Genomic DNA, 20344 nt, shown 5'->3' with positions numbered 1-20344 from the left:
TTGTAAACTCGGTTGGCATGTCTTCTGATGAACAGAAAGAACCCATCCTTCCGCTTCCGGTAGAGCCTTTTGACGGACCTACCGCTGATACCCCTTTCCCGGAGCCGCTCGATGAAAATCCGGTGGCGTCCGGTTTTGAATCGGATCTCCGCCACGACATCGCGCAGGCAAAGCGCGTGGTGGTCAAGATTGGTTCCTCTTCTCTCACGGATGAAAATTTCCGCGTTTCTCAAGAAAAGATCGATCACATCGTTGATGCCGTCCATGCGCGCATGGGCCGCTCCGATGTCATCATCGTCTCTTCCGGTGCGGTTGCCGCCGGTATGGGCCCGCTCGGCCTGCACCAGCGCCCCACCGATTTGGCTACCAAGCAGGCCTCCGCGTCCGTCGGCCAGGTGCACTTGGCCTCTGTGTGGGGCCAGTCCTTTGCACGCTATAAGCGCACCATCGGCCAGGTTCTTCTCACTGCCTCCGATACCGGCCACCGCGACCGTGCCCGCAATGCGCAGCGCACCATTGATCGCCTGCGTCAGCTGCGTACCATTCCTATCGTTAACGAGAATGACGCCGTGGCTACCTCGGAAATGCACTTCGGCGATAACGATCGTCTCTCCGCACTGGTGGCCAACCTGGTGGGCGCGGACGCGCTCTTCCTCTTCTCTGACGTGCCTGGTTTGTACGATAAGAACCCCGCCGAGCCGGATGCCAAGTTCATCGATGAGGTGCGCACCGGCAAGGACTTGAAGGGCGTTGTGGCTGGTGATGGCGGCAAGGTCGGCACCGGCGGCATGGCCACCAAGGTTTCCGCGGCCCGCCTGGCTACCCGCGGCGGCATTCCAGTGCTGCTGACCTCCACGGATAATATTGGCCCCGCGCTTGCCGACGCCTCCGTGGGCACCGTCTTCCACACCCGCGAGGAACGCCAGCTATCCGCCTGGAAGTTCTGGGCACTCTACTGCGCCGATACCGGCGGAGCCGTCCGCCTCGACGAGGGCGCCAAGGAGGCCGTCACCAAGGGCGGCACCTCGCTGCTCGCCGTCGGCATTACCGATGTGCAAGGCGAGTTCAATAAGGGAGAAATCATCGACATCCTGGGCCCGAATGGCGAGGTCATCGGCCGCGGTGAAGTCCGCTTTGACTCCGACGAGCTGCACGCCATTAAGGGCAAGAAGATGGAAGACCTGCCCGAGGATCAGCGCCGTTCCGTCGTCCACGCGGACTACCTCTCCAACTTCGCCTCCCGCATCTAAACCCGGAGCCGAGATTCCCCGTATGGTTGGGGCATGAAGTATTTCATGGGACCGGAAACCTGGCAGCCGATGGTAGAAGACATCGAGGCTGCCGGGCACCAACGCGTAAGCAGCATTGAAGACGCCGAGGTCTATATCAATAATGCGCCCAATCCGCGCCGCATCCCGGAGATGCCGGCGAATATCGGCTGGGTGCAGCATTGTTATACCGGCGTCAATCAGCTCATCGATGCAGGCGTCATTACCCCAGACGGCGTGCCATGGTGCAACTCCGCCGGCGCCTTTGCCCAGCCAGTGGCCGAGTCCGCACTCGGTTTGGCCCTTTCCCAGGCGCACCACCACAAGGCCTTCGCCCAAGCCGCTACCTGGTCGGTGGCCAAGGAGCTGGACGAGTCCCAGGCCTGGCTCTATGACCAGCAAGGGCCGAAGAGGGTAGCGATCTTTGGCGCTGGGGGCATCGGCAAGCAGCTCATTAAGCTCCTGCAACCCTTTGGCGTGCACATTACTGCGGTCAATCGCTCCGGCCGCGCGGTGGAAGGCGCCGATGAGGTCGTGCCCATGGATCAAGCTGAAAGCGTATGGGGTGAGGCGGATTTCATTTTCTGCATTCTGCCGGCCACCAAGGACACCGAGGGGCTTATCGATGCCGCCACCTTCCGCGCCATGAAACCCTCCGCCATCTTTATCAACGTCGGCCGTGGCAGCACCGTGGTAACCGAGGATCTCGTGGCAGCCTTGCGCGAAGATGAAATCGCCGGTGCCGGCTTGGAGGTTATGGATCCCGAGCCGCTGCCCGATGGCCACCCGCTTTATGATCTGCCTAATTGCACCATGACGCCGCACATGGCCGCCTCCGCGCACGTGGCGCAGTACCACCTGGGCGCTATCTTCAACGCCAATGCCGCCGCGTGGGAGAGGGGAGAGGCCATGCCGACCCGCGTCGATGCGGAGGCTGGCTACTAATGAAGTACGCGATGGTGCCCACCCCGTGGGAAGAAACCCTGCAGGCCCTCGATGCTGCCGGCCACGAGCGTGCCCCGCTGGAGGAGGCCGAGGTGCTCATCTTCAACGGCGGTCCAGATGATTTCCCACAGCCCCTGCCGCCGAACGTGGGCTTGGTGCAGGTTCCTTTTGCCGGGGTGGACCATCTGCTCGAGGTCATGCGCGATACCACCGCTCGCTGGTCCAATGCGGCCGGGCTTTATGATGCCACCGTGGCCGAATCCACCATTGCGCTTCTACTCGCGCAGTTGCATGCGCATAAGCGCGTGGGCACGAGCTGGAATAACCGCGATGAGGTGGAGGCGCACACCAGCTTCCTTTTTGAGGACAAGACGGTTGCGGTGGTGGGTGCTGGGGGCATCGGCAAGCGGCTTATCCGCATGCTAGAGGGCTTTGGCCCGCGCATCATTGCGGTCAATCGCTCCGGCAATCCGGTGGAAGGCGCCGATGAAACCTTCGCCACGGCCGACATCGAGCGCGTGTGGCCGGCCGCCGATTACTTCGTGGCGCTGGCGCCGCTCACAGACCAGACCCACCAGCTTTTTAACGCCGCCGCTTTCCGCGCTATGCCGAACCACGCCGTGGTTATTAACGTCGGCCGTGGGCCACTGGTGGACACCGATGCGCTTGTCGAAGCCCTGCGTGACGGCCACATCGCCGGCGCCGGCTTGGATGTCACCGACCCTGAGCCGCTGCCCGATGGGCACCCGCTGTGGGACATGCCCAACGTAGTCATCACCCCACATCTGGCCAATCCGCCGTATTCGGTGCGCAGGCGTATCGGTGCGCATGCTGCAAAGGTCATGGAGCGCTTTGCCGCCGGTGAAGCAATCTCCACGGAAGTAGATATTGAAGCCGGCTACTGATGGATAGCCCCGGTAGCCGCGCTGACGATGGCCAGCTCAACCCCACCGCGGCTGAGGTCGCTGAAATGCGCCCGGCCTTTCGTTAGGCTGGTATGACATGAGCAACACTGAACGCGAAGAAGTTCTGTCCAAAGCCCGTGCTGCTAAGGACGTAGCGCCCGTCGTAGCGCAGCTGTCCACGCCGCGCAAGAACGAGATCTTGCAGCGCGCAGCCGAAAACCTTATCGCTCACACCGAGGATATCCTCGCCGCTAATAAGCAAGATATCGAAGCTGGCCGCGAGCGCGGCATGTCCGAGTCCCTCATTGACCGCCTATCCCTCGACGCCGCCCGCGTGGAGGGTATTGCTGGCGGCCTGCGCCAGGTTGCCGGCCTCCAGGACCCGGTAGGGGAGATCCTGCAGGGCCGCACCATGGACAACGGCATCCAGATGAAGCAGGTGCGCGTCCCGCTCGGTGTGATGGGCATGGTCTATGAGGCCCGCCCGAACGTCACCGTGGACGCCTTTGGTTTGGCCATCAAGTCCGGCAACGTGCCGCTGCTGCGCGGTTCCAAGTCTGCCCGCAACTCCAATGCTAAGCTGGTAGAAATCCTGCAGGATACCCTCGCCGAGTTCGATCTACCGCGCGAGGCCGTGCAGCTCCTGCCGTGCGAGACCCACGATTCCGTCCAAGACCTCATCACCGCTCGTGGCCTGGTGGACCTGGTCATTCCGCGTGGTGGCGCCAAGCTTATTGAAGCCGTGGTCACCGGCGCCACCGTCCCGGCCATCGAGACCGGCACCGGCAACTGCCACTTCTATGTGGATGCCTCTGCGGACCTGGACAAGGCTATCGACATGGTCATCAACGGCAAGACCCGCCGCACCTCCGTGTGCAACTCCACGGAGTGCGTGCTTATCGACGCCGCCTTGGACGACTCTGCCAAGCTGCGCATCGTCACCGCGCTGCAGGAGGCGGGCGTGACCATCCACGGCGACGTCGCCGAGCTCGAGGCTTTCGGCGTTAAGGATGCCGTGCAGGCCACCGATGAGGACTGGCGCGAAGAGTCGCTGTCCATGGATATCTGCGCCAAGGTGGTCGACGGCGTCGACGGTGCCATTGCGCACATCGCCGAATTCACCACCGGCCACACCGAGGCCATCGCCGCGCAAGACGCCGACGTCCTAGTGAAGTTCGGCAACGAAGTGGATGCCGCTGCGGTCATGCTCAATGCCTCTACCGCCTTCACCGATGGTGAGGTCTACGGCATGGGTGCGGAAATCGGCATTTCCACCCAGAAGCTGCATGCCCGCGGCCCGATGGCGCTGCCGGAGCTGACCTCTACCAAGTGGATTCTGCAGGGCACCGGTCAGACCCGCCCTTAGTAGTGCGACTATAATCACCACCCATGACTAGCCCACAGCGCATCGGCATCATGGGTGGCACCTTTGATCCCATCCACAATGGTCACTTGGTAGCGGCCAGTGAGGCCGCCCACCGCTTTGCCCTCGATACCGTCGTCTTCGTGCCCACCGGGCAGCCTTGGCAAAAGTCCCACCGCGACGTCACCGCGGCCGAGCACCGTTATTTGATGACGATGGTGGCTACCGCATCCAACCCGCGCTTTACCGTCTCCCGCGTGGATATTGACCGCGAGGGGCCTACCTATACCATCGATACGCTGCGGGATTTGCGGGAACTCTTCCCAGAAGCGGAGTTCTACTTCATCACCGGGGCCGACTCGCTGGCTTCCATCATGAGCTGGCATAACTGGGAAGAGATGCTGGAGATGGCGCACTTTGTGGGCGTGACCCGCCCCGGCTATGAATTGAGCGCCGATATGCTACCTGCCGATGCGCAAGAGGCCATCGATCTTATCGACATTCCCGCCATGGCCATTTCCTCCACGGCGTGCCGCGAACGCGCCGGGCAGGGGCAGCCCGTGTGGTACCTCGTTCCGGATGGGGTGGTGCAGTACATCACCAAGAACAATCTCTATGGGCCCAACCCAGATAAGCCCCTGTAGAAACTTCCGCGGCCTTCCCAAGATTTTGGGCACGGGCCTGCTAAACGTGCAAGAATAGACTCTCAATAGAGATAGTTCATACCGAAAATACTCAGACGCGAAAAGGGAATTTTTACACATTGTCTACTTCTGATCTCGCCCGCCGCATGGCAGAAACCGCGGCCCACGCCGCGCAAGAAAAGCTGGCCACCAATATCGCGGCCATTGATGTCTCCGATGTCCTCGCTATCACCGAGGTCTTCGTGCTCGCTTCTGCAGACAACGAGCGTCAGGTCGGCTCCATCGTGGATGAAGTCGAAGACGAAATGACCAAGCAAGGCTTCGAGCCGCAGCGCCGCGAAGGCAACCGCGAGAACCGTTGGGTGCTACTGGATTATGGCAATATCGTCGTCCACGTTCAGCGCAATGACCAGCGCGAGTTCTACGGCCTAGACCGCTTGTACCACGATTGCCCAGCACTGGAGATCGAGGGCATCGAGGCCCCAGAGCGCCCGGGCGAATGGACCCATGGCGTCAACCCGCGCGAAGTTGATTCCATCGACGAGCTCCCCCTGGCCGATAAGGTCCCTGGTGAGGACGAGGAGCTTTAAGCCCGCATGAGCCGCCGCCTGATCCTGATCCGCCACGGACAAACTACCTATAACGCCACCGGCCGCATGCAGGGCCACTTGGACACCGAGCTGTCCGAGCTGGGCTATGAGCAGGCCCGCGCCGCCGGGCGCCTGCTGCAGGATCAGGGCGTGTCTAAAATCGTCGCCTCCGACCTCCTCCGCGCGCGCGAAACTGCGCGCGTGGTCGCCGAGGCCCTCGGCGTGGAATTCACCACGGATGCCCGCCTGCGCGAGACGCACCTAGGCCAGTGGCAGGGAAGAACCTCCGCCGAAGTAGATGCCGAGTTCCCAGGCGCGCGCGCCATCTGGCGCCACGACCCCACCTGGGCGCCGCCGCAGGGCGAATCCCGCGTGGATGTGGCCGAGCGCGCCCGCCCCGTCATCGATGAGCTCATGGCAGACTTCGCCGGCTGGGACCACGGCCCCGTCCTCATCGTGGCCCATGGCGGCGCTATCTCGGCGCTGACCTGCCACCTGCTGGGCCTGGACCATGCGCAGTACGGAATCCTTTCCGGCCTGAAGAATACGCACTGGTCACAGCTGACGGCCCGCCCTGATTTCAACCCGGAAACCCCGCTGTCCTCCTTGGAGTTCACCCCAGACAATGTGGGCAGCGCCCAGTGGTATTTCGACGGCTGGAATATGGGCGGCGAGGTCACCGGGGACGGCGGGGCGGATATCTAGTGGCGGTTCGCGTCATTACGGATTCCTCCGCGGGCCTGCCGCCTGAGCTGGCGGAGCAGCTATCCATCACCATCATTGACCTGCACCTTATGGAAAGCCACGGCAAGGATGGCCTGGAGCGCTCCACCTCGGGGCTGAGCGCGCTGGAGCTGGCCGCCGCCTACGGCCGCGAAATGGAGCGCGCCCAGGATGACGGCGTGGTGGCTATTCACCTGTCCAAAGAGCTATCTTCCACCTATTCCGCGGCGGTGTCCGCCTCCGGCGTCTTTCCGCACACGGTGCGGGTTATTGACTCCGGTTCGGCCGGCATGGCCATGGGCGCGGCCGCCATGTCCGCCGCCAAGCTCGCCTCCCACGGCGCCAGCCTGGATGAGTGCTATGCCGCGGCCATCGATACCCTTAAACGCGCGGCCACCTGGGTCTACCTGCACTCCACGGAGGACCTGCGCCGATCCGGCCGCCTATCCCCGGCCACGGCAGTGCTTTCTACGGCGCTTTTGGCTACCAAGCCGATTATGTCGATTACCCGCGGCAAGCTGGAGCTGGTGGGCAAGACCCGCACCCAGACCAAGGCCTTTACCAAGCTGGTGGACCTCATCGCCTCCCGCGCGGACGGCGAGCCGGCCTTCGTCGCCATTCAGCACAACCAGGCCGAAGACGCGGCTGCCAAGCTGGAGGCGCTCCTTGAAGCGGCGCTGCCGCAGGGCTCGTCCTTCATCTGCACTCCGCTTAACGACGTCCTCTCTGTCCACGCCGGCCCCTCCGCCATCGGCGTCTCCGCCGTGTTTAGCTCCGAACCACCCGCCGAACCGGTGCATTCTCACACACGTGGTCGACCCCGCGCCTTCCCGCCGCGCCGATCTGTGGATAACTAGGCCCAGCGCGCCGGGTTTGTTGACGTCCACAACAAGTTATCCACTGCCCGCCTTCGCCCGACCTTTCACTAGTGTGCGCCTGCGCTTAGCCTCAGCGCCATGGCGGCACCCAAGATCAGCGAACGACTCCGCGAATTTACCCAACCCACCGGCGAGGAAGAACTCCTCGCCGTCGATTACCCGCGCCCGCGACTGCGCATCAGCCCCTGGCAGGCCTGCGCCGTGGCGGTCATTCTCGTTATCGGCGTGGTGGTCTGGCTCGGCATCAATGCGCGATCCGAAGAATCTTCCGGCATGCCCGAGCCTGCAGCATTAAGCGAGGCCCCTAGCGAGGAACCCAGCGAAATCATTGTCTCGGTCATCGGCGAGGTAGCAGAGCCCGGCCTGAAAACACTCGAGCCCGGCGCGCGTGTGGCCGATGCCCTCGATGCCGCCCAGCCGCTACCAGGCGCCGAGACCATGGCCCTCAACCATGCCCAGCGGCTTTCCGACGGTCAACAGCTCCACATCCTGCCCTCCGGCGCCGCCCCAGCTCCCGCACCCGGCGAACCCGCCCCCGCCGGCGACGACTCCAGCAGCCCCGGCGGCAGCGCTAGCGGCAGCGGCGTGAGCCTTAATAGCGCCACCGCCGAGGAGCTCACCGAACTCAAGGGCGTCGGCGAGGTGACCGCGCAGGCCATCGTGGCTTACCGCGAGGAGCACGGCGGTTTCAAGGATGTAGAAGAGCTCCTCGAGGTCTCCGGCATCGGCCCGGCGAAGCTGGCGCAGCTCAAAGACCAGGTCCAGCTCTAACCCGAGCTCGAGCGTGCGATGCGAGAACTGCGGCTCGTCCCCGGCGCGGCCACCGCTTGGCTGGCCGTCATCGCCGTGCTGCTCGCCGGCCGCGGCTGGGCCATCGCACTCATCGCGGTCGTCGTCGCGCTGTGCCTCATTGCCCGTCAATGGGGCCAAGCGCTCTTTTGCGGGGCGGTCGCTGGGGGTGCGGCGCTCGTCGCCGCGGTGCGCCAGGCTCGCGCCGCCGCCTTCGACCTCGGCAGCGAAGTCACCGGGCGCCTTGTCACTGCACCAACGCAGACCAGTACGGGCGGCTGGCTGCTCAAGCTCAAGGTTCCGGGATACCCGACCCAGCTGCCGGTCTTTAGCCCAGAACCAGTCCCAGCGGCCGCTGGCGCCGAGGTTACGGCCAGGGTAAGGGTAGGGGAGTCGGATAGGGCGGGCGTCGGAAAGCTTAGCGCCAATGCCACCGACGTGCAGGTAACCGCCGAACCCGAAGGCCTGGCCGGCTGGGCGGCCGAGGTGGCCGAGAATTTCCGCGCGCTGGTACTCGATACCGTCGGTCCTTCCAGCCAGGGCCTTATCCCCGGCATGGTACTCGGCGATACCGCGCTGCAAGATACCGCCGAGCGTGACCTGTATATCGCCACCGGGCTCTCCCACTTGAGTGCTGTATCCGGCGCCAATGTGGCCATAGTCTGCTCCGCCGCGGCCGTGGTCTGCGCTGCCTTCGCGCTCGGGCCCCGCGCCCGCGTGGCCGCCTCCCTGTGCGCGCTGGCCACCTATGTTCTGCTTGTGGGCTTCGAACCCTCCGTCCAGCGCGCGGCCGTCGCCGGGGTAGTGGGGCTGCTCGCCGTGCTCAATTCCACGCGCATGGAGCCCATCCATGCGCTAAGCCTCGGTATCATCGCGCTGCTTTTTGTGGATTCTGACCTCGCCGTGCACTTTGGCTTCGCCCTATCCTGCGCGGCGACGCTCGGCATCGTGGCGCTGAGCCCGCTCATCTATAAGCACTTGGCCGTGACCGGCTGGCCCGCCATCTTCCTGCGCGCGGTTGCCGTGGCTATCGCCGCCGATATCGTCACCCTGCCGCTGGTGGCGCTCATGTCCGGTGAGGTCTCCGTGGTCTCCGTGCTGGCCAATATCCTGGTCGAGCCCGCCACCGTGCCGATTACCATCGTGGGGCTTATCGCCGCCATCTTTGCCCAGCTCGGCCCGCTCGACGTGCTGGGCGCGGGCTTGCTGCGCCTCATTGAGCCCTTCTCGTGGTGGATTAATACCATCGCCCACGGCGTGGCCCACCTGCCCGTAGTCACCATCCCCGCCAACCCGCTTTTTACGCTGCTTGCCTACGCCTGGATCATCGCCGGCCTCCTCTATCACCGCCCGTGGCTCACCTTGGCGCTGACGCTGGCGGGCATCGCCTGGCTCGGCCTGGCCGCAGGCTAGAATGGCGGGCATGCCTCCAGTACACCTCATCCTCGGCGACGATGAATTCCTCACCGAGCGCGCCCGCCTGCACATCCAGCGCGCCGCGGCCGAGGAGAGCGGCCCCACCGGTGCTCGGCCCGAGCTGACGAAGCTCAAGGCCTCCGAGGTCTCTGAAGGCGAAATCCTCGAGGCCACCAGCCCGTCGCTCTTTGGCGATAACCGCGTCATCGTCATCAGCGACTGCGAGCGCGCCGGCAAAGAAGTAGTCGATATCATCCTGCGCGCCTGCGCCAACCCCGCGCCGGGCATGACCATGGTCATCATCTACTCCGTGACGGCCAAGACGCTGAAGAAAAAGAAGAAGCAGCCCGAGCTCGTGGCCAAGCTGCGCAAGATTGCTGAGGTCCACGAGGTCTTCTCGCTCTACCCCAATGAGCTGGGCCAGTGGGCCACCCGCGAATTTTCCAGCCACGGCGTGCGCCCCACCCCGGACGTTATCCACGCCGTGCTCGAGGGCGTGGGCTCTGACCTGCGCGAGCTGGCTTCGGCCATCTCTCAGTTGGTCTCCGATACCGGCGGCAACGTTACCCGCGAAGCGGTGCAAAACTACTACGTCGGCGTGGCCGAGGTGGCCAATTGGGACATTGCCGACGCCGCCGTCGCCGGCCGCGTCGAAGCCGCCGTATCCACCTGCCGCCGCGCCCTCCAGCTGGGCGCGAGCCCCGTGGCGATTGCCGCCGCGTTGGCCAATAAGGTCGGCGCCGTCGCCCGCCTCTACTCCGCGCGCGGGGACCAATACTCGCTGGCGAGCCAAACCGGCCTGGCGCCCTACGTGGTCAAAATGACCCAGCCCGTGGCCCGCCGCTGGTCCGCCGATAATGTCACCAAGGCCGTCATCCTTGTCTCCGAGCTCGATGCCGCCGTCAAAGGCCAAGGCGGTGAGCCCGAATTCGCCATAGAGGCGGCCGTCAAACGCGTCGCGGAACTGGCGCGATAAGCTAGAAACCATGTCTGAGACGCAAGTGCAAGAATTCGCCGGTCGACTCTTCGACATGGCGCGCGAGGGCAACCTGGACCTCCTCGCCTATATCGACCACGGCGTAAATATCGACCTCGTTAACCACGAAGGCCAGTCCTTTATCATGCTCGCCGCCTATCACGGCCACGCCGAGCTGGTTACCGCACTTGCCCGCGCCGGCGCGGACGTCAACCTGCTCAATGATCGCGGCCAGTCCCCGCTGGCCGGTGCCATCTTCAAGAAGGAAGACGCGGTTGTCGACGCCCTCCTTTCCGCCCACGCCGACCCCACCGCCGGCCAGCCCTCCGCGCTGGATTCCGCCCGCCTGTTCGGCCACGAGGACCTCGTCCCGCGCCTCGAAAGCGAGGCGGGGGAGTGACCTGGACATCCTTTTTCACCCTCTTGCTGATGAACCTGGTGGGCGTCGCCTCGCCGGGGCCGGACATCATTTTGGTAACCCGCTACGCCACCCGCTCGCGCCGCCACGCCATCGCCGCGGCCGCTGGCATCCAGATCGGCGTGCTCTTTTGGTGCGCCGCCACCGTCTTTGGCGCCGCCGCGCTGCTGACCGCCTTCCCGGAAATCCTCGGCGCGGTCCAAGCCATCGGCGGCTGCTTCCTAGTGTTTATGGGAACGCGCGCGCTGCGCAGCGGCATCGCCCAGCGCGCCAACCCGCCCGTGGACTTAGAAGACGCCGCTGCCCAGCTCGGCCGCCTGCGCACCGCCTTCAAGGTCGGCCTGGCCACGAATATGTCCAACCCGAAAATCGTGCTCTTCCTCGCCGCGATGATCGCCCCGCTGCTTCCGGCTAGCCCACCCATCTGGTTGGCCATTGCGCTGACACTTTCGCTCTCGCTGTCGGCCTTCCTCTTCTTCCTCGTCGTCGCCACGGTAATTTCCACCAACGCGGTGCGCCGCAAACTCATCGCTGCCGGCCCGTGGATCGACATCGGCTCTGGCCTCTTCTTCATCATCGCCGGCATCGTCCTCATCATCTCCGGCGGGCAGAACCTGCTGGCCTAAAACAGGCGCGGCGTGCCCTCTGCCACCGTGTCCAGCACCCACTGGGTCCAGCGGGCGACGGTGGAGGCGCGCCGCCGGGACGTCGCCAAGCTGAGCCCCAGCCCCTCCATGGCCGCGCAAATCTCCGCGGTGCTAGCCACCGCGCCGCGGGCCAAGCTGAGCTCCAGCACCTCGCGGAAAACCCGCCGCGCCGCCAGCGCCCGTATGAGCGCCGCATTCCGGGCGTCGCGCTGCGGTTGCTCGATAACCCGCCGCCCGTGCTCCGTCGGCTCCCACGCTTCCTCCACCGGCTCCGCCAGGCCCAGGTAGCGCGCGGCGTTGGCATAATAATCCGCCTGGCGCGGGTCGAAATCATAGCGCTGGGTAATCTCCGCCTTGCTTAGCGGCTGCAGGGCGATGAGCTCCAGCAGGTTGACCACCCGCTCAAAGCTATTGGCCTGGGGGAAGGGCACGGCCGGCTCGGGATCGGGCTCCACCGCCCGCACAATGTCGAGCGCCGCCTGCGCGTCCAGGGTCGAGGCGGACAGCGCGTAGCGGGCACTATCAACCAGCGCAATGCTGCGAAAATCCGCCGGGTCCCGAAATTCATAGCGGTACAGGTGGAAAATACCATTGGAATACACCAGGTAAACCGGCACGACATCCTTGGCCAGGCGCTGCTGGAACCGGCGATACGGAAAATATAGCTGCCGGATATTGAAATCGTCCGAAAGGTGGTTCTTCGCCTCCACCAGCACCAGGTGCTCGAGCGATTCGAAGCCGCCGTCGATCTCCATCTGCGCGCGGTCCACCGCCACATCCACGCCCAAGTCCGGCAGCCGCACCTTAAGCCCGCGCGTGGACATGCGCCCGGCCACCGTCGCCTGCAATGGCCCGCAGCCCAGGAAGTCCTCTAGCATCCCGCTTGCCGACGCCCCATTTAACGCCACCGCCTCCGAGCTCACCCCCTCCAACGAGAGGGTGTCCAGCCCCGCGGGCAACTCCAGCGTGCGTACCTCGCCGCGCTGCGTTTCTGGAAACCGTTCGTAGAGGTTGAACCGGCCCACCAGGTATTCGCTGCGGCTGACCGGTACGATTCCCAGCTGGAGGCGCTGAAAGATCCACGGCCGCGACGTAGAAAAATCATGCTTGGCCATCAGCCGCGGCTGCCGGCCCGAAAGCCGTTCTAGCTCCCGCGCGCCGATATAGAAATACCCGCGCCGCTCCAGCTCCGCGTCGTATCCCGCCGCCAGGATGCGCAGCCACCCCCAGTCATTGACGCCGAGCTTCACCGACTCCGGCACACCAAAGCGCGCCCGCAGCTCCCGCGCTTCCGGCCCGCTAGTCACCGCGGACCTCGTAGTTGCGCACCAGGACCTCGTCGACCTTGCCGCGTTTCGAGCCAACGGAGTTAATCGCCCGCGTCGCGCCCACGATGCCTACTTCATAGTCCGCATAGAGCTCGCGGATGAACTCGGTGGCCGAATTAGACAACAGGAACTTCACCCCGCGCCTATCCAAGTCATCGCAGACCTCTTTGAGGCGCTCTTGCTCCGCACGGTCAAAGCCGCCCTTTTGGTAGCCGGTAAACGAACTCGTCACGTTCACCGGGTCATAGGGCGGGTCAAAGTAGACAAAATCTCCTTCGCGCGCCTCTGCTACCGCCGCGGCGAAATCGCCCTGCGAGAAGGTCACATCATTTTCCGCAAAATAGCGGTGCACCGCGCCCAGCGTGTCCTCATCGCAGATGGTGGGATTCTTATAGCGCCCAAACGGGGCATTAAACTGACCGGCCGCGTTCACGCGGTACAGGCCGTTATAGCAGGTGCGGTTGAGATACAACGTTCGTGCCGCGCGCTCGACGGGGGAGAGGGCGGCAAACTTGTGGGCATCCCGGTCCACTGCGCGCAGCGCATAGAAAAACTCTGCCTCATTGGGGTAGCCCGCGAGTTCCTCAATGAGCTCATCGACGCCGCCGCGCACCACCTCATAGAGGTTGATGAGCTCACCATTGAGATCGTTGACCCGTGCGCTGGCCGGTTCGAGAGAGAAAAGCACCGCACCGCCACCAATGAAGGGTTCATAAAATCGCCGCGGGGCCTCCGCCGGCAGGGCGGCGTGGATATGCGGCAAGAGCTGGCGCTTCCCGCCCGCCCATTTCACCAGTGGCTTAACGTTTTTCATCGTTGACTCATCTTAGCCGTCCCACCGGACACAAGCACCATCGGTCTTTCGAACGCGCGATCGGATAAAATGTGGGGCCGGCCGCTCGGGCTTGGCGCCCTGGTTGTCTAACGTCACAGTTTTCTCAAAAAGTGTCATGACGGGCGCAAACTCGCCGCCGCGCAGGCGGGGAATTCCCGCGAAGCGCATGGTGGTTTCCCTGACCGAATATAAGGTAATAAAATCGCCCCAAAATCCCTTAGTTTGTAGGCAAAATAGAATTTCCTCACAATTCCTTAGGGAGAAAGAAAAGATACTGAAGCTTAAAGGGCGTCGGGACAGAAAGGGGCATTTATGCCGCGTATATCAAAAATCCGAGTCGCTGCGCTCAACCTCGTCATCGAGAGAGGTTATGACGGGTTCACCATGGAGGAACTCGCACGCGAGGTAGGCGTTTCCCGCCGTACCCTCTTTAATCACATAAAAGACAAAGAATCGGCAGTTTTAGGCCCCGAAATGTCAGAGGAAGTGGAGAACCAGTTCCAGAATTTCGCTGCCGGCCTGCCCACCGGAAGCCTGCGCGAAGATTCCGAAATCATGGCCATGGCCGAGTTTAACCGTGCCGTAGGCAATGAGTTCTTCCCCGAAATCTCTCAGCTCACGGCCCAGGCGCTGGCTAAGGATACGAAGCTGCGTGCCCTGTACTGCCAGCGCAATAGCCGCATCATTCAGCGCGTCCGCCAGGCGGTACAGGCCCGTGAGGGTTGGAAGTCCTCCGATCCGCGCCTCACGCCGACCGTCAACATTATCTACACCCAGTTGCTGACCGCCTATGAGACCTTTGTGGAAACCCGTGGCGGCACTTCGCTTGCCGACGCCTTCCACAACGCCGGCGCCATCTTCGAAGACTACTTCAACGACGAACTGGCCTAAGCGCCCCGCCTAAGTCTCACCGGCCCTGCCTGCCGGTTCCGCCGCCCAAAATAAGCTAAGAAAATCCCCCGGGCGCGCTCCGTAGAGCGCGACCGGGGGATAATCTGTGCAATGGCTCTTAGTCCATCTTGTTGAACGCGGAAGCCATGCCGGACTTCTTGTTGGCTGCGGTGTTGCGGTGGAAGACACCCTTGGACACGGACTTGTCCAGGGCGCGGGATGCCACGCGCAGCTGCTTCTCAGCAGCAGCCTTGTCGCCAGCGGCAACGGTCTCGCGGAACTTGCGGATCTCGGTACGGACGGCGGAGCGAACGGACTTGTTACGCTGACGTGCCTTCTCGTTGGTGATAACGCGCTTCTGCTTGGACTTGATATTTGCCATGAAAAATACCTCTTAGTAATCGAAAGTGATTGACGTAGAAACCGACCTACTCGGACTACTCCCGCGGCCAGCAATTACTGGCGCGCTCGGCGCTGGTATTCGAAGAGCGAACCCAAGGTCCTGCCCGCCCCGACCAACGCGCCCGGCAAGTAAGTAACCAACACACAATAGCAGTACCGAACCCGACCTGCCAAAACTCTCCCCGTGGCCGCCGGCCGCGCGGCGGCTAGGCCCAGTGGTAGCGCGCCCGCAACCTATTCGCGATTCGTTCGAACCTGCGTTCCGGAAAAAGCGTGCCTTGCCGGCGCACCTGCTCCTCGGATACCTCGAGCAGGCGGTCGAGGCGCACCCAGCAATCGCACCCGGACTCGTCCCACTCGCCGGAACCGATTTCCAGCCAGGCGTCGTCAAGCGCATGCTTTGGATTGGGGGAGATAAGCAAGCCCATTACCGTGGTGCGGGTGCGGCCGACGACCAAAATGGCGCGCTCGCGCGGTGGCGCCTGCTTACCCTCGGCCGGCACCCACACCCAGACCACCTCGCCGGAATCGGCCTGGCCGTCCATATCGGGGGAGAAAAATATGGAGCGGGGGTGGGAGGCGGTGGCCTCTACCCGGATATCGGCGGCCTTGCGTGGCTCGTGGAACTCATCCGACCTATCCAGCCCCAACCGGGAATTAATGCGGCTCAGGCCGGTGTCTATGGGCTCGCGCTCGCTGATTCCCAGCGCTTGGCGCAGACGGGTGAGCATGGCGCTTTTCATGTCGACTATTGTAGACGTATGTCTGAAAACTTTGCGGCCACGACGTTTACGGATCCCGCCCGAATCCGAAACTTCTGCATTATTGCTCACATCGACCACGGCAAGTCGACGCTGGCGGACCGCATCCTGCAGCTATCCAAGGTGGTTGCGGAGCGCGATATGCGTGACCAGTTCCTCGATAATATGGACATCGAGCGCGAGCGCGGCATCACCATTAAGGCGCAGAACGTGCGCCTGCCGTGGGTGCCCCAGTCCGGCACCGCGCAGGGGGAGCAGATTGTCATGCAGATGATCGATACCCCCGGCCACGTGGACTTTACCTACGAGGTCTCCCGCGCGCTCGAGGCGTGTGAGGGCGCTATCCTGCTTGTCGACGCCGCCCAGGGCATCGAAGCCCAAACCCTCGCCAACCTCTACCTGGCGATGGAAAACGACCTGGAAATCATCCCGGTCCTCAATAAAATCGACCTGCCGGCCGCCGACCCGGAAAAATACGCGCTGGAAATCGCCAATATCATCGGCTGCGAGCCGGAAGAGGTGCTGCGCGTGTCGGGCAAGACCGGCGAGGGCGTCGTCGAGCTGCTGGACAAAGTCTGCGAGCTAGTTCCGCCTCCGTCTTCTGAGTTCGACGCCGATGCGCCGGCCCGCGCCATGATTTTTGACTCGGTCTATGACACCTACCGCGGCGTGGTGACCTATATCCGCATGGTGGACGGCAAGCTCACCCCGCGCCAGAAGGTCACCATGATGTCGACCAACGCCAACCATGAGCTGCTGGAAATCGGCATCGTCTCGCCCACGATGCAAAAGTGCGAAGGCTTGGGACCTGGCGAGGTGGGCTACCTCATCACCGGCGTAAAGGACGTCCGCGAGACCAAGGTGGGCGATACCGTCACCTGGTCCAACGGTGGCGCCGAAACCCCACTCAAGGGCTACAAGGACCCGGACCCGATGGTCTACTCCGGCCTTTTCCCCATTTCCCAGGCCGATTTCCCGGACCTGCGCGATGCCCTGGAAAAGCTGCAGCTTAACGACGCCTCCTTAACCTTCGAGCCCGAAACCTCCGTCGCCCTCGGCTTTGGTTTCCGCTGCGGCTTCTTGGGTTTGTTGCATATGGAAATTACCCGCGACCGCTTGGAGCGCGAGTTCGGCCTCGACCTGATTTCCACCGCGCCTTCGGTGACCTACCGCGTGGTGGCTGAAGACGGCGAGGAAAAGTGGGTCCATAACCCGTCTGACTGGCCGGAAGGAAAGCTTAACGAGGTCTATGAGCCCGTGGTGAAGATGACCGTCATCGTGCCCGAGCAATTCGTCGGCCCCACCATGGAGCTGTGTCAGTCCAAGCGCGGCCAGATGGGCGGCATGGATTACCTTTCCGAGGACCGCGTGGAGCTGCGCTACACCATGCCGCTCGGCGAAATCATCTTCGACTTCTTCGATATGCTCAAGTCCCGCACCAAGGGCTACGCCTCGCTGAACTATGAAGAGGCCGGCGAGCAGCTCGCGGACTTGGTAAAGGTCGATATCCTACTCAATGGCGACCCGGTCGATGCCTTCTCCGCCATCGTCCACCGCGATTCCGCCCAGTGGTACGGCAATAAGATGACCAAGAAGCTCAAGGAGCTCATCCCGCGCCAGCAGTTCGAGGTGCCCGTCCAGGCAGCCATCGGCTCGAAGATCATCGCCCGCGAAAACATCCGCGCAATGCGCAAGGACGTGCTGGCTAAGTGCTACGGCGGCGATATCTCCCGTAAGCGCAAGCTGCTGGAGAAGCAGAAGGCCGGTAAGAAGCGCATGAAGACGCTGGGCTCCGTCTCGGTGCCACAGGAAGCCTTCGTGGCCGCGCTGTCTACCGACGCCGACGATTAATCCACCCCACGCATGCCGAACCCACCTCGCAGCCACGCCGTGGTTGCGAGGTCTTTAGCTGCCGGCTTCCGCGCCCGGCCCGCGCGCCCGGCCCGTGCGGTTGATATTTCGCGGTCGGTTTTCTGCGGCCGGGATAGGCGGTACGGCCGGGGCTTTAGGTGAGTAGTTAGGTCGAATAGGCCCAGGGCGGGACCCAGACTATTCGGCCCTGCCGCCGTTCAAGGCGGCCGCGCACCGGCGGAGCGTGCGGATCGTCGTCGTTGACGCCGTTGTGATACGGGCACGCCACGCTGAGGTTCGCCATATTGGTCTCGCCGCCGTGTTTCCACGCCTGCAGGTGGTGGATTTGGCACTTATCCGCCGGATAGTTGCACTCGGCCCACGGGCAGGTGGGGTTTTCCGCGCCCGCCATCAGCCGCTGCTTTTCCGAGGCATGCCGCGAGGTGCGATACAGGTTTACCGCTCCCTCATAAGGATGAACGAGGGTGACGAGCCCGCATTCGGCCAAGCGCTTTTCCACCAGCTTCGCGCCGCTGATTTCGGCACCATTGGTCAGCCGCAGCGTGATTTCCTCGCCTCCACCGCTTAAGATTTCATCCAATTCATCGAGCTGGATGATGATATTCGTCGTGGCAGTAGGCCGCGCCGTAGCCCCACCGCGGAAGAAGATATTCTCTACGGAATCAAGCGGCTTTTCCTCATTGATGCTGGCATGCAGGTCAGCAATGAAATCGGAATCGCCGGTAATCGAAAGCGTCGACGGGCCGCCCTTGCGCCGCGTCATCCGCACACCCTTCTCCGGCTGCTTTCGCGGATACAGCTCCTTCAACCGCGTGCGCGCGAGCCGCTCCACGTCCTGGTCGGTCGCGCACAATTCAGCGCGCAGCGCCCACGCATCCCGCTTGGATTTCGTGCGCGAGACGTACTTTTCGATGATCTTCAACGTCGCCAAGCAATGCTTGGTTGCCCGGCACGAGCGCTGCCGGCGGGTGAAGGGAGTGGGGCCAAAATAGACGTCGGCAAGCGCAAGCAGGCTCCGGACCTCCTGCCGGGGAAGCCCCAGCCGCCGCAGGTCGGCCTCGCGCGCGCCAGAGACCTCGCCGAGAAGCTCCATCGGCGAGGCAAGTTGGCGGGCGTAGTCCTGCAAGCGGGTCATGCCGGTGAGCCTAAGACACCCCGCAAGCCCGCGGTAGCTCACGCGCGCCCGCCTGTGGATAACTCGCCCCACCCGTCACACCAACCCCGAACCCGCCGGGCGCCCTGTGGATAACCTGCGGTACCCTCGAATAGGAAAGCGAGAAAAGGAGCTCCCCATGACTGACCCGACCAAGCGAATTCGCCCCACCAACCCCGGCCGCCTGGCCGCCCCGCGCCAGGCCCAGCAGCTGCCGCCCCTGCCGGTGACGCGGGCGCGCATTGGTGAGCGGGTAGCCACCGAGGTATTCCAGGAAATGGGCGAGGGCATGCTCGAGGAGCTGCAGAATTTCCGCCGCGACCTGCACCGCAACCCGGAAATCGGCCTGGACCTACCGCGCACGCAGAAGAAGGTCCTAGAAGCGCTGGAGGGCCTGCCGCTGGAGATACACGTGGGCCAGGATTTGAGCTCGGTGGTGGCTGTGCTGCGCGGCGGCCAGCGCGGCGAGCGGCCGGTGTCGGTGCTTTTGCGCGCGGACATGGACGCCTTGGAGGTGCGCGAGCAGACCGGCAGCCCGTTCGCGTCGACGAATGGGTACATGCACGCCTGCGGCCACGACTTGCACACCGCCGGCCTGGTGGGCGCGGCGCGGATTCTGTGCGAGCACCGCGAGGAGTTGCACGGCGATGTCACCTTCATGTTCCAGCCCGGCGAGGAAGGCCCGGGCGGCGCGCTGCCGATGATTGAGGAGGGCGTGCTCGACGCCGCTGGCCGACGCCCCATTGCCGCCTACGGCCTGCACGTCGGCCCGCAGGATCGCGGCACCTTCCACTATGTGCCAGGCCCGATGATGGCCAGCTCCTCCAACCTGACCATCACGGTGTTGGGCAAGGGCGGGCACGGTTCCCGCCCGCACGATGCCATCGACCCGGTGGCGGCGCTGGCGGAGATTCAGATGTCGCTGCAGACCGCGCTGACCCGCCGTTTTGATGCGCTGGAGCCCATCGTGATTACCGTGACCAACCTGTGGGCGGGCGACGGCGCGTATAACGCCATCCCGGAGCGCGCGGCTTTGGGCGCGACGGTGCGCGTGCTGCGCGATGAAAAGATCGACGCCGTGCGGCAGATGATTACGGAGGTCTCCAGCTCCGTCGCTGCCTCGCACCGCTGCACCGCGCAGGTGGATTTCGAGATTTTGTACCCGACCACCAAGACCAATGCGCGCGAGAACCAATTCGCCGCCACCTTGTGGGGCCAGATGTTTGGCGCCGAGAACGTCCAGCCTTTCGACGCCCCGATGATGGCCTCCGAGGACTTCGGCTACGTCCTCTCCCAGGTGCCGGGCACGTTTATGTGGATGGGCACGGCCAATCCGGAAAAGCCCGAAAATCAGCGCGAGTGGAATCACTCGCCAATGATGCGCTTTGATGATTCCGTACTCGGCATGCAGGCTGCCGCGCTGGCGGCCGTGGCGTTTGAGCGCCTGGCTACCGAGAACGAGCATCCGTCCGCGCAGACGAAGGCCATGCGCGATGCGGCCGGGGTGCAGAAATAAATCATCCCTAGGGACTATGGCCGC

21 protein-coding genes are annotated in these 20344 nt (G+C 63.7%); 16 read left to right on the top strand and 5 right to left on the bottom strand.

Going from position 1 to position 20344, the window contains the following annotated elements; translation table 11 throughout:
* Positions 1-17: 17 nt before the first annotated feature.
* The 13 genes from proB (at position 18) to ACKFRX_RS09780 (ending at position 11541) form a co-directional block, all read left to right on the top strand.
* Positions 18-1250, top strand: a complete 1233-nt coding sequence (gene proB, locus ACKFRX_RS09840) for a glutamate 5-kinase (protein WP_408927765.1) — start codon at positions 18-20, stop codon at positions 1248-1250.
* Between the two features lie 33 nt (positions 1251-1283).
* The gene (locus tag ACKFRX_RS09835; protein WP_408927764.1) at positions 1284-2213 is read left to right on the top strand and encodes a D-isomer specific 2-hydroxyacid dehydrogenase family protein; all 930 of its coding nucleotides are present in this window, start codon (positions 1284-1286) and stop codon (positions 2211-2213) included.
* Entirely contained in the window at positions 2213-3118 is a 906-nt protein-coding gene (locus ACKFRX_RS09830; RefSeq protein WP_408927763.1) for a D-isomer specific 2-hydroxyacid dehydrogenase family protein, read from the top strand. The genes ACKFRX_RS09835 and ACKFRX_RS09830 overlap by 1 nt, the downstream gene beginning before the upstream one ends.
* Before the next feature lie 97 nt (positions 3119-3215).
* On the top strand, positions 3216-4484 hold the full coding sequence (locus tag ACKFRX_RS09825; RefSeq protein WP_408927762.1) for a glutamate-5-semialdehyde dehydrogenase: 1269 nt from the start codon (positions 3216-3218) through the stop codon (positions 4482-4484).
* A 23-nt stretch (positions 4485-4507) separates the two neighbouring features.
* Entirely contained in the window at positions 4508-5125 is a 618-nt protein-coding gene (gene nadD, locus ACKFRX_RS09820) for a nicotinate-nucleotide adenylyltransferase (RefSeq protein WP_005329234.1), read from the top strand.
* Positions 5126-5271: 146 nt separating this feature from the next.
* A complete protein-coding gene (gene rsfS, locus ACKFRX_RS09815; RefSeq protein WP_250410221.1) occupies positions 5272-5715 on the top strand; it encodes a ribosome silencing factor in 444 nt (147 codons plus the stop codon).
* 6 nt (positions 5716-5721) lie between these two features.
* A complete protein-coding gene (locus tag ACKFRX_RS09810; RefSeq protein ID WP_150850877.1) occupies positions 5722-6420 on the top strand; it encodes a histidine phosphatase family protein in 699 nt (232 codons plus the stop codon).
* Positions 6420-7295: a DegV family protein gene (locus tag ACKFRX_RS09805; RefSeq protein ID WP_408927761.1), complete on the top strand. Its 876-nt coding sequence runs from the start codon at positions 6420-6422 to the stop codon at positions 7293-7295. Before ACKFRX_RS09810 ends, ACKFRX_RS09805 begins: the two co-directional genes overlap by 1 nt.
* A gap of 99 nt (positions 7296-7394) precedes the next feature.
* On the top strand, positions 7395-8087 hold the full coding sequence (locus ACKFRX_RS09800; protein ID WP_408927760.1) for a helix-hairpin-helix domain-containing protein: 693 nt from the start codon (positions 7395-7397) through the stop codon (positions 8085-8087).
* 18 nt (positions 8088-8105) lie between these two features.
* Positions 8106-9518 (top strand): ComEC/Rec2 family competence protein, encoded by a 1413-nt coding sequence (locus ACKFRX_RS09795; RefSeq protein ID WP_408919687.1) that lies wholly within the window; start codon positions 8106-8108, stop codon positions 9516-9518.
* Position 9519: 1 nt separating this feature from the next.
* A complete protein-coding gene (holA, locus tag ACKFRX_RS09790) occupies positions 9520-10497 on the top strand; it encodes a DNA polymerase III subunit delta (protein ID WP_239273947.1) in 978 nt (325 codons plus the stop codon).
* Positions 10498-10507: 10 nt separating this feature from the next.
* Positions 10508-10897 (top strand): ankyrin repeat domain-containing protein, encoded by a 390-nt coding sequence (locus ACKFRX_RS09785; protein WP_250409412.1) that lies wholly within the window; start codon positions 10508-10510, stop codon positions 10895-10897.
* Entirely contained in the window at positions 10894-11541 is a 648-nt protein-coding gene (locus tag ACKFRX_RS09780) for a LysE family translocator (protein ID WP_204611193.1), read from the top strand. Before ACKFRX_RS09785 ends, ACKFRX_RS09780 begins: the two co-directional genes overlap by 4 nt.
* Here ACKFRX_RS09780 and ACKFRX_RS09775 read toward each other — a convergent pair.
* Together ACKFRX_RS09775 and ACKFRX_RS09770 are read right to left on the bottom strand one after the other, a co-directional pair.
* Positions 11538-12869 carry a type II restriction enzyme gene (locus tag ACKFRX_RS09775; protein ID WP_408923354.1) on the bottom strand — a complete coding sequence of 444 codons (1332 nt, stop codon included), beginning with the start codon at positions 12867-12869 and terminating at the stop codon, positions 11538-11540. The genes ACKFRX_RS09780 and ACKFRX_RS09775 overlap by 4 nt on opposite strands.
* The gene (locus ACKFRX_RS09770; RefSeq protein WP_408927759.1) at positions 12862-13704 is read right to left on the bottom strand and encodes a DNA adenine methylase; all 843 of its coding nucleotides are present in this window, start codon (positions 13702-13704) and stop codon (positions 12862-12864) included. Before ACKFRX_RS09770 ends, ACKFRX_RS09775 begins: the two co-directional genes overlap by 8 nt.
* A gap of 333 nt (positions 13705-14037) precedes the next feature.
* Between ACKFRX_RS09770 and ACKFRX_RS09765 the strand changes: the two genes are divergently transcribed.
* A complete protein-coding gene (locus ACKFRX_RS09765) occupies positions 14038-14616 on the top strand; it encodes a TetR/AcrR family transcriptional regulator (protein ID WP_150851156.1) in 579 nt (192 codons plus the stop codon).
* A gap of 118 nt (positions 14617-14734) precedes the next feature.
* On the opposite strand, the gene rpsT is transcribed toward ACKFRX_RS09765, so the two are convergent.
* Positions 14735-14998, bottom strand: a complete 264-nt coding sequence (rpsT, locus tag ACKFRX_RS09760; protein WP_005324114.1) for a 30S ribosomal protein S20 — start codon at positions 14996-14998, stop codon at positions 14735-14737.
* A 226-nt stretch (positions 14999-15224) separates the two neighbouring features.
* Positions 15225-15761, bottom strand: a complete 537-nt coding sequence (locus ACKFRX_RS09755) for a type II toxin-antitoxin system PemK/MazF family toxin (RefSeq protein WP_179386861.1) — start codon at positions 15759-15761, stop codon at positions 15225-15227.
* A gap of 18 nt (positions 15762-15779) precedes the next feature.
* Between ACKFRX_RS09755 and lepA the strand changes: the two genes are divergently transcribed.
* Positions 15780-17630 carry a translation elongation factor 4 gene (lepA, locus tag ACKFRX_RS09750; protein WP_005324118.1) on the top strand — a complete coding sequence of 617 codons (1851 nt, stop codon included), beginning with the start codon at positions 15780-15782 and terminating at the stop codon, positions 17628-17630.
* A 166-nt stretch (positions 17631-17796) separates the two neighbouring features.
* Here the strand turns inward: lepA and ACKFRX_RS09745 are convergent, their stop codons facing one another.
* Entirely contained in the window at positions 17797-18786 is a 990-nt protein-coding gene (locus ACKFRX_RS09745; RefSeq protein WP_408927758.1) for an HNH endonuclease signature motif containing protein, read from the bottom strand.
* A 157-nt stretch (positions 18787-18943) separates the two neighbouring features.
* On the opposite strand from ACKFRX_RS09745, the gene ACKFRX_RS09740 reads away from it, so the two are divergent.
* Entirely contained in the window at positions 18944-20320 is a 1377-nt protein-coding gene (locus tag ACKFRX_RS09740) for a M20 family metallopeptidase (RefSeq protein ID WP_005326385.1), read from the top strand.
* The last annotated feature ends 24 nt before the right edge of the window (positions 20321-20344 follow it).

Source organism: Corynebacterium tuberculostearicum (genome assembly GCF_046097465.1).
In the GTDB taxonomy this organism is placed as follows: Bacteria; Actinomycetota; Actinomycetes; order Mycobacteriales; family Mycobacteriaceae; genus Corynebacterium; species Corynebacterium tuberculostearicum_I.
Note: the sequence above shows the minus strand (reverse complement) of the source record. Positions and strands in the feature narration are given on the sequence as shown.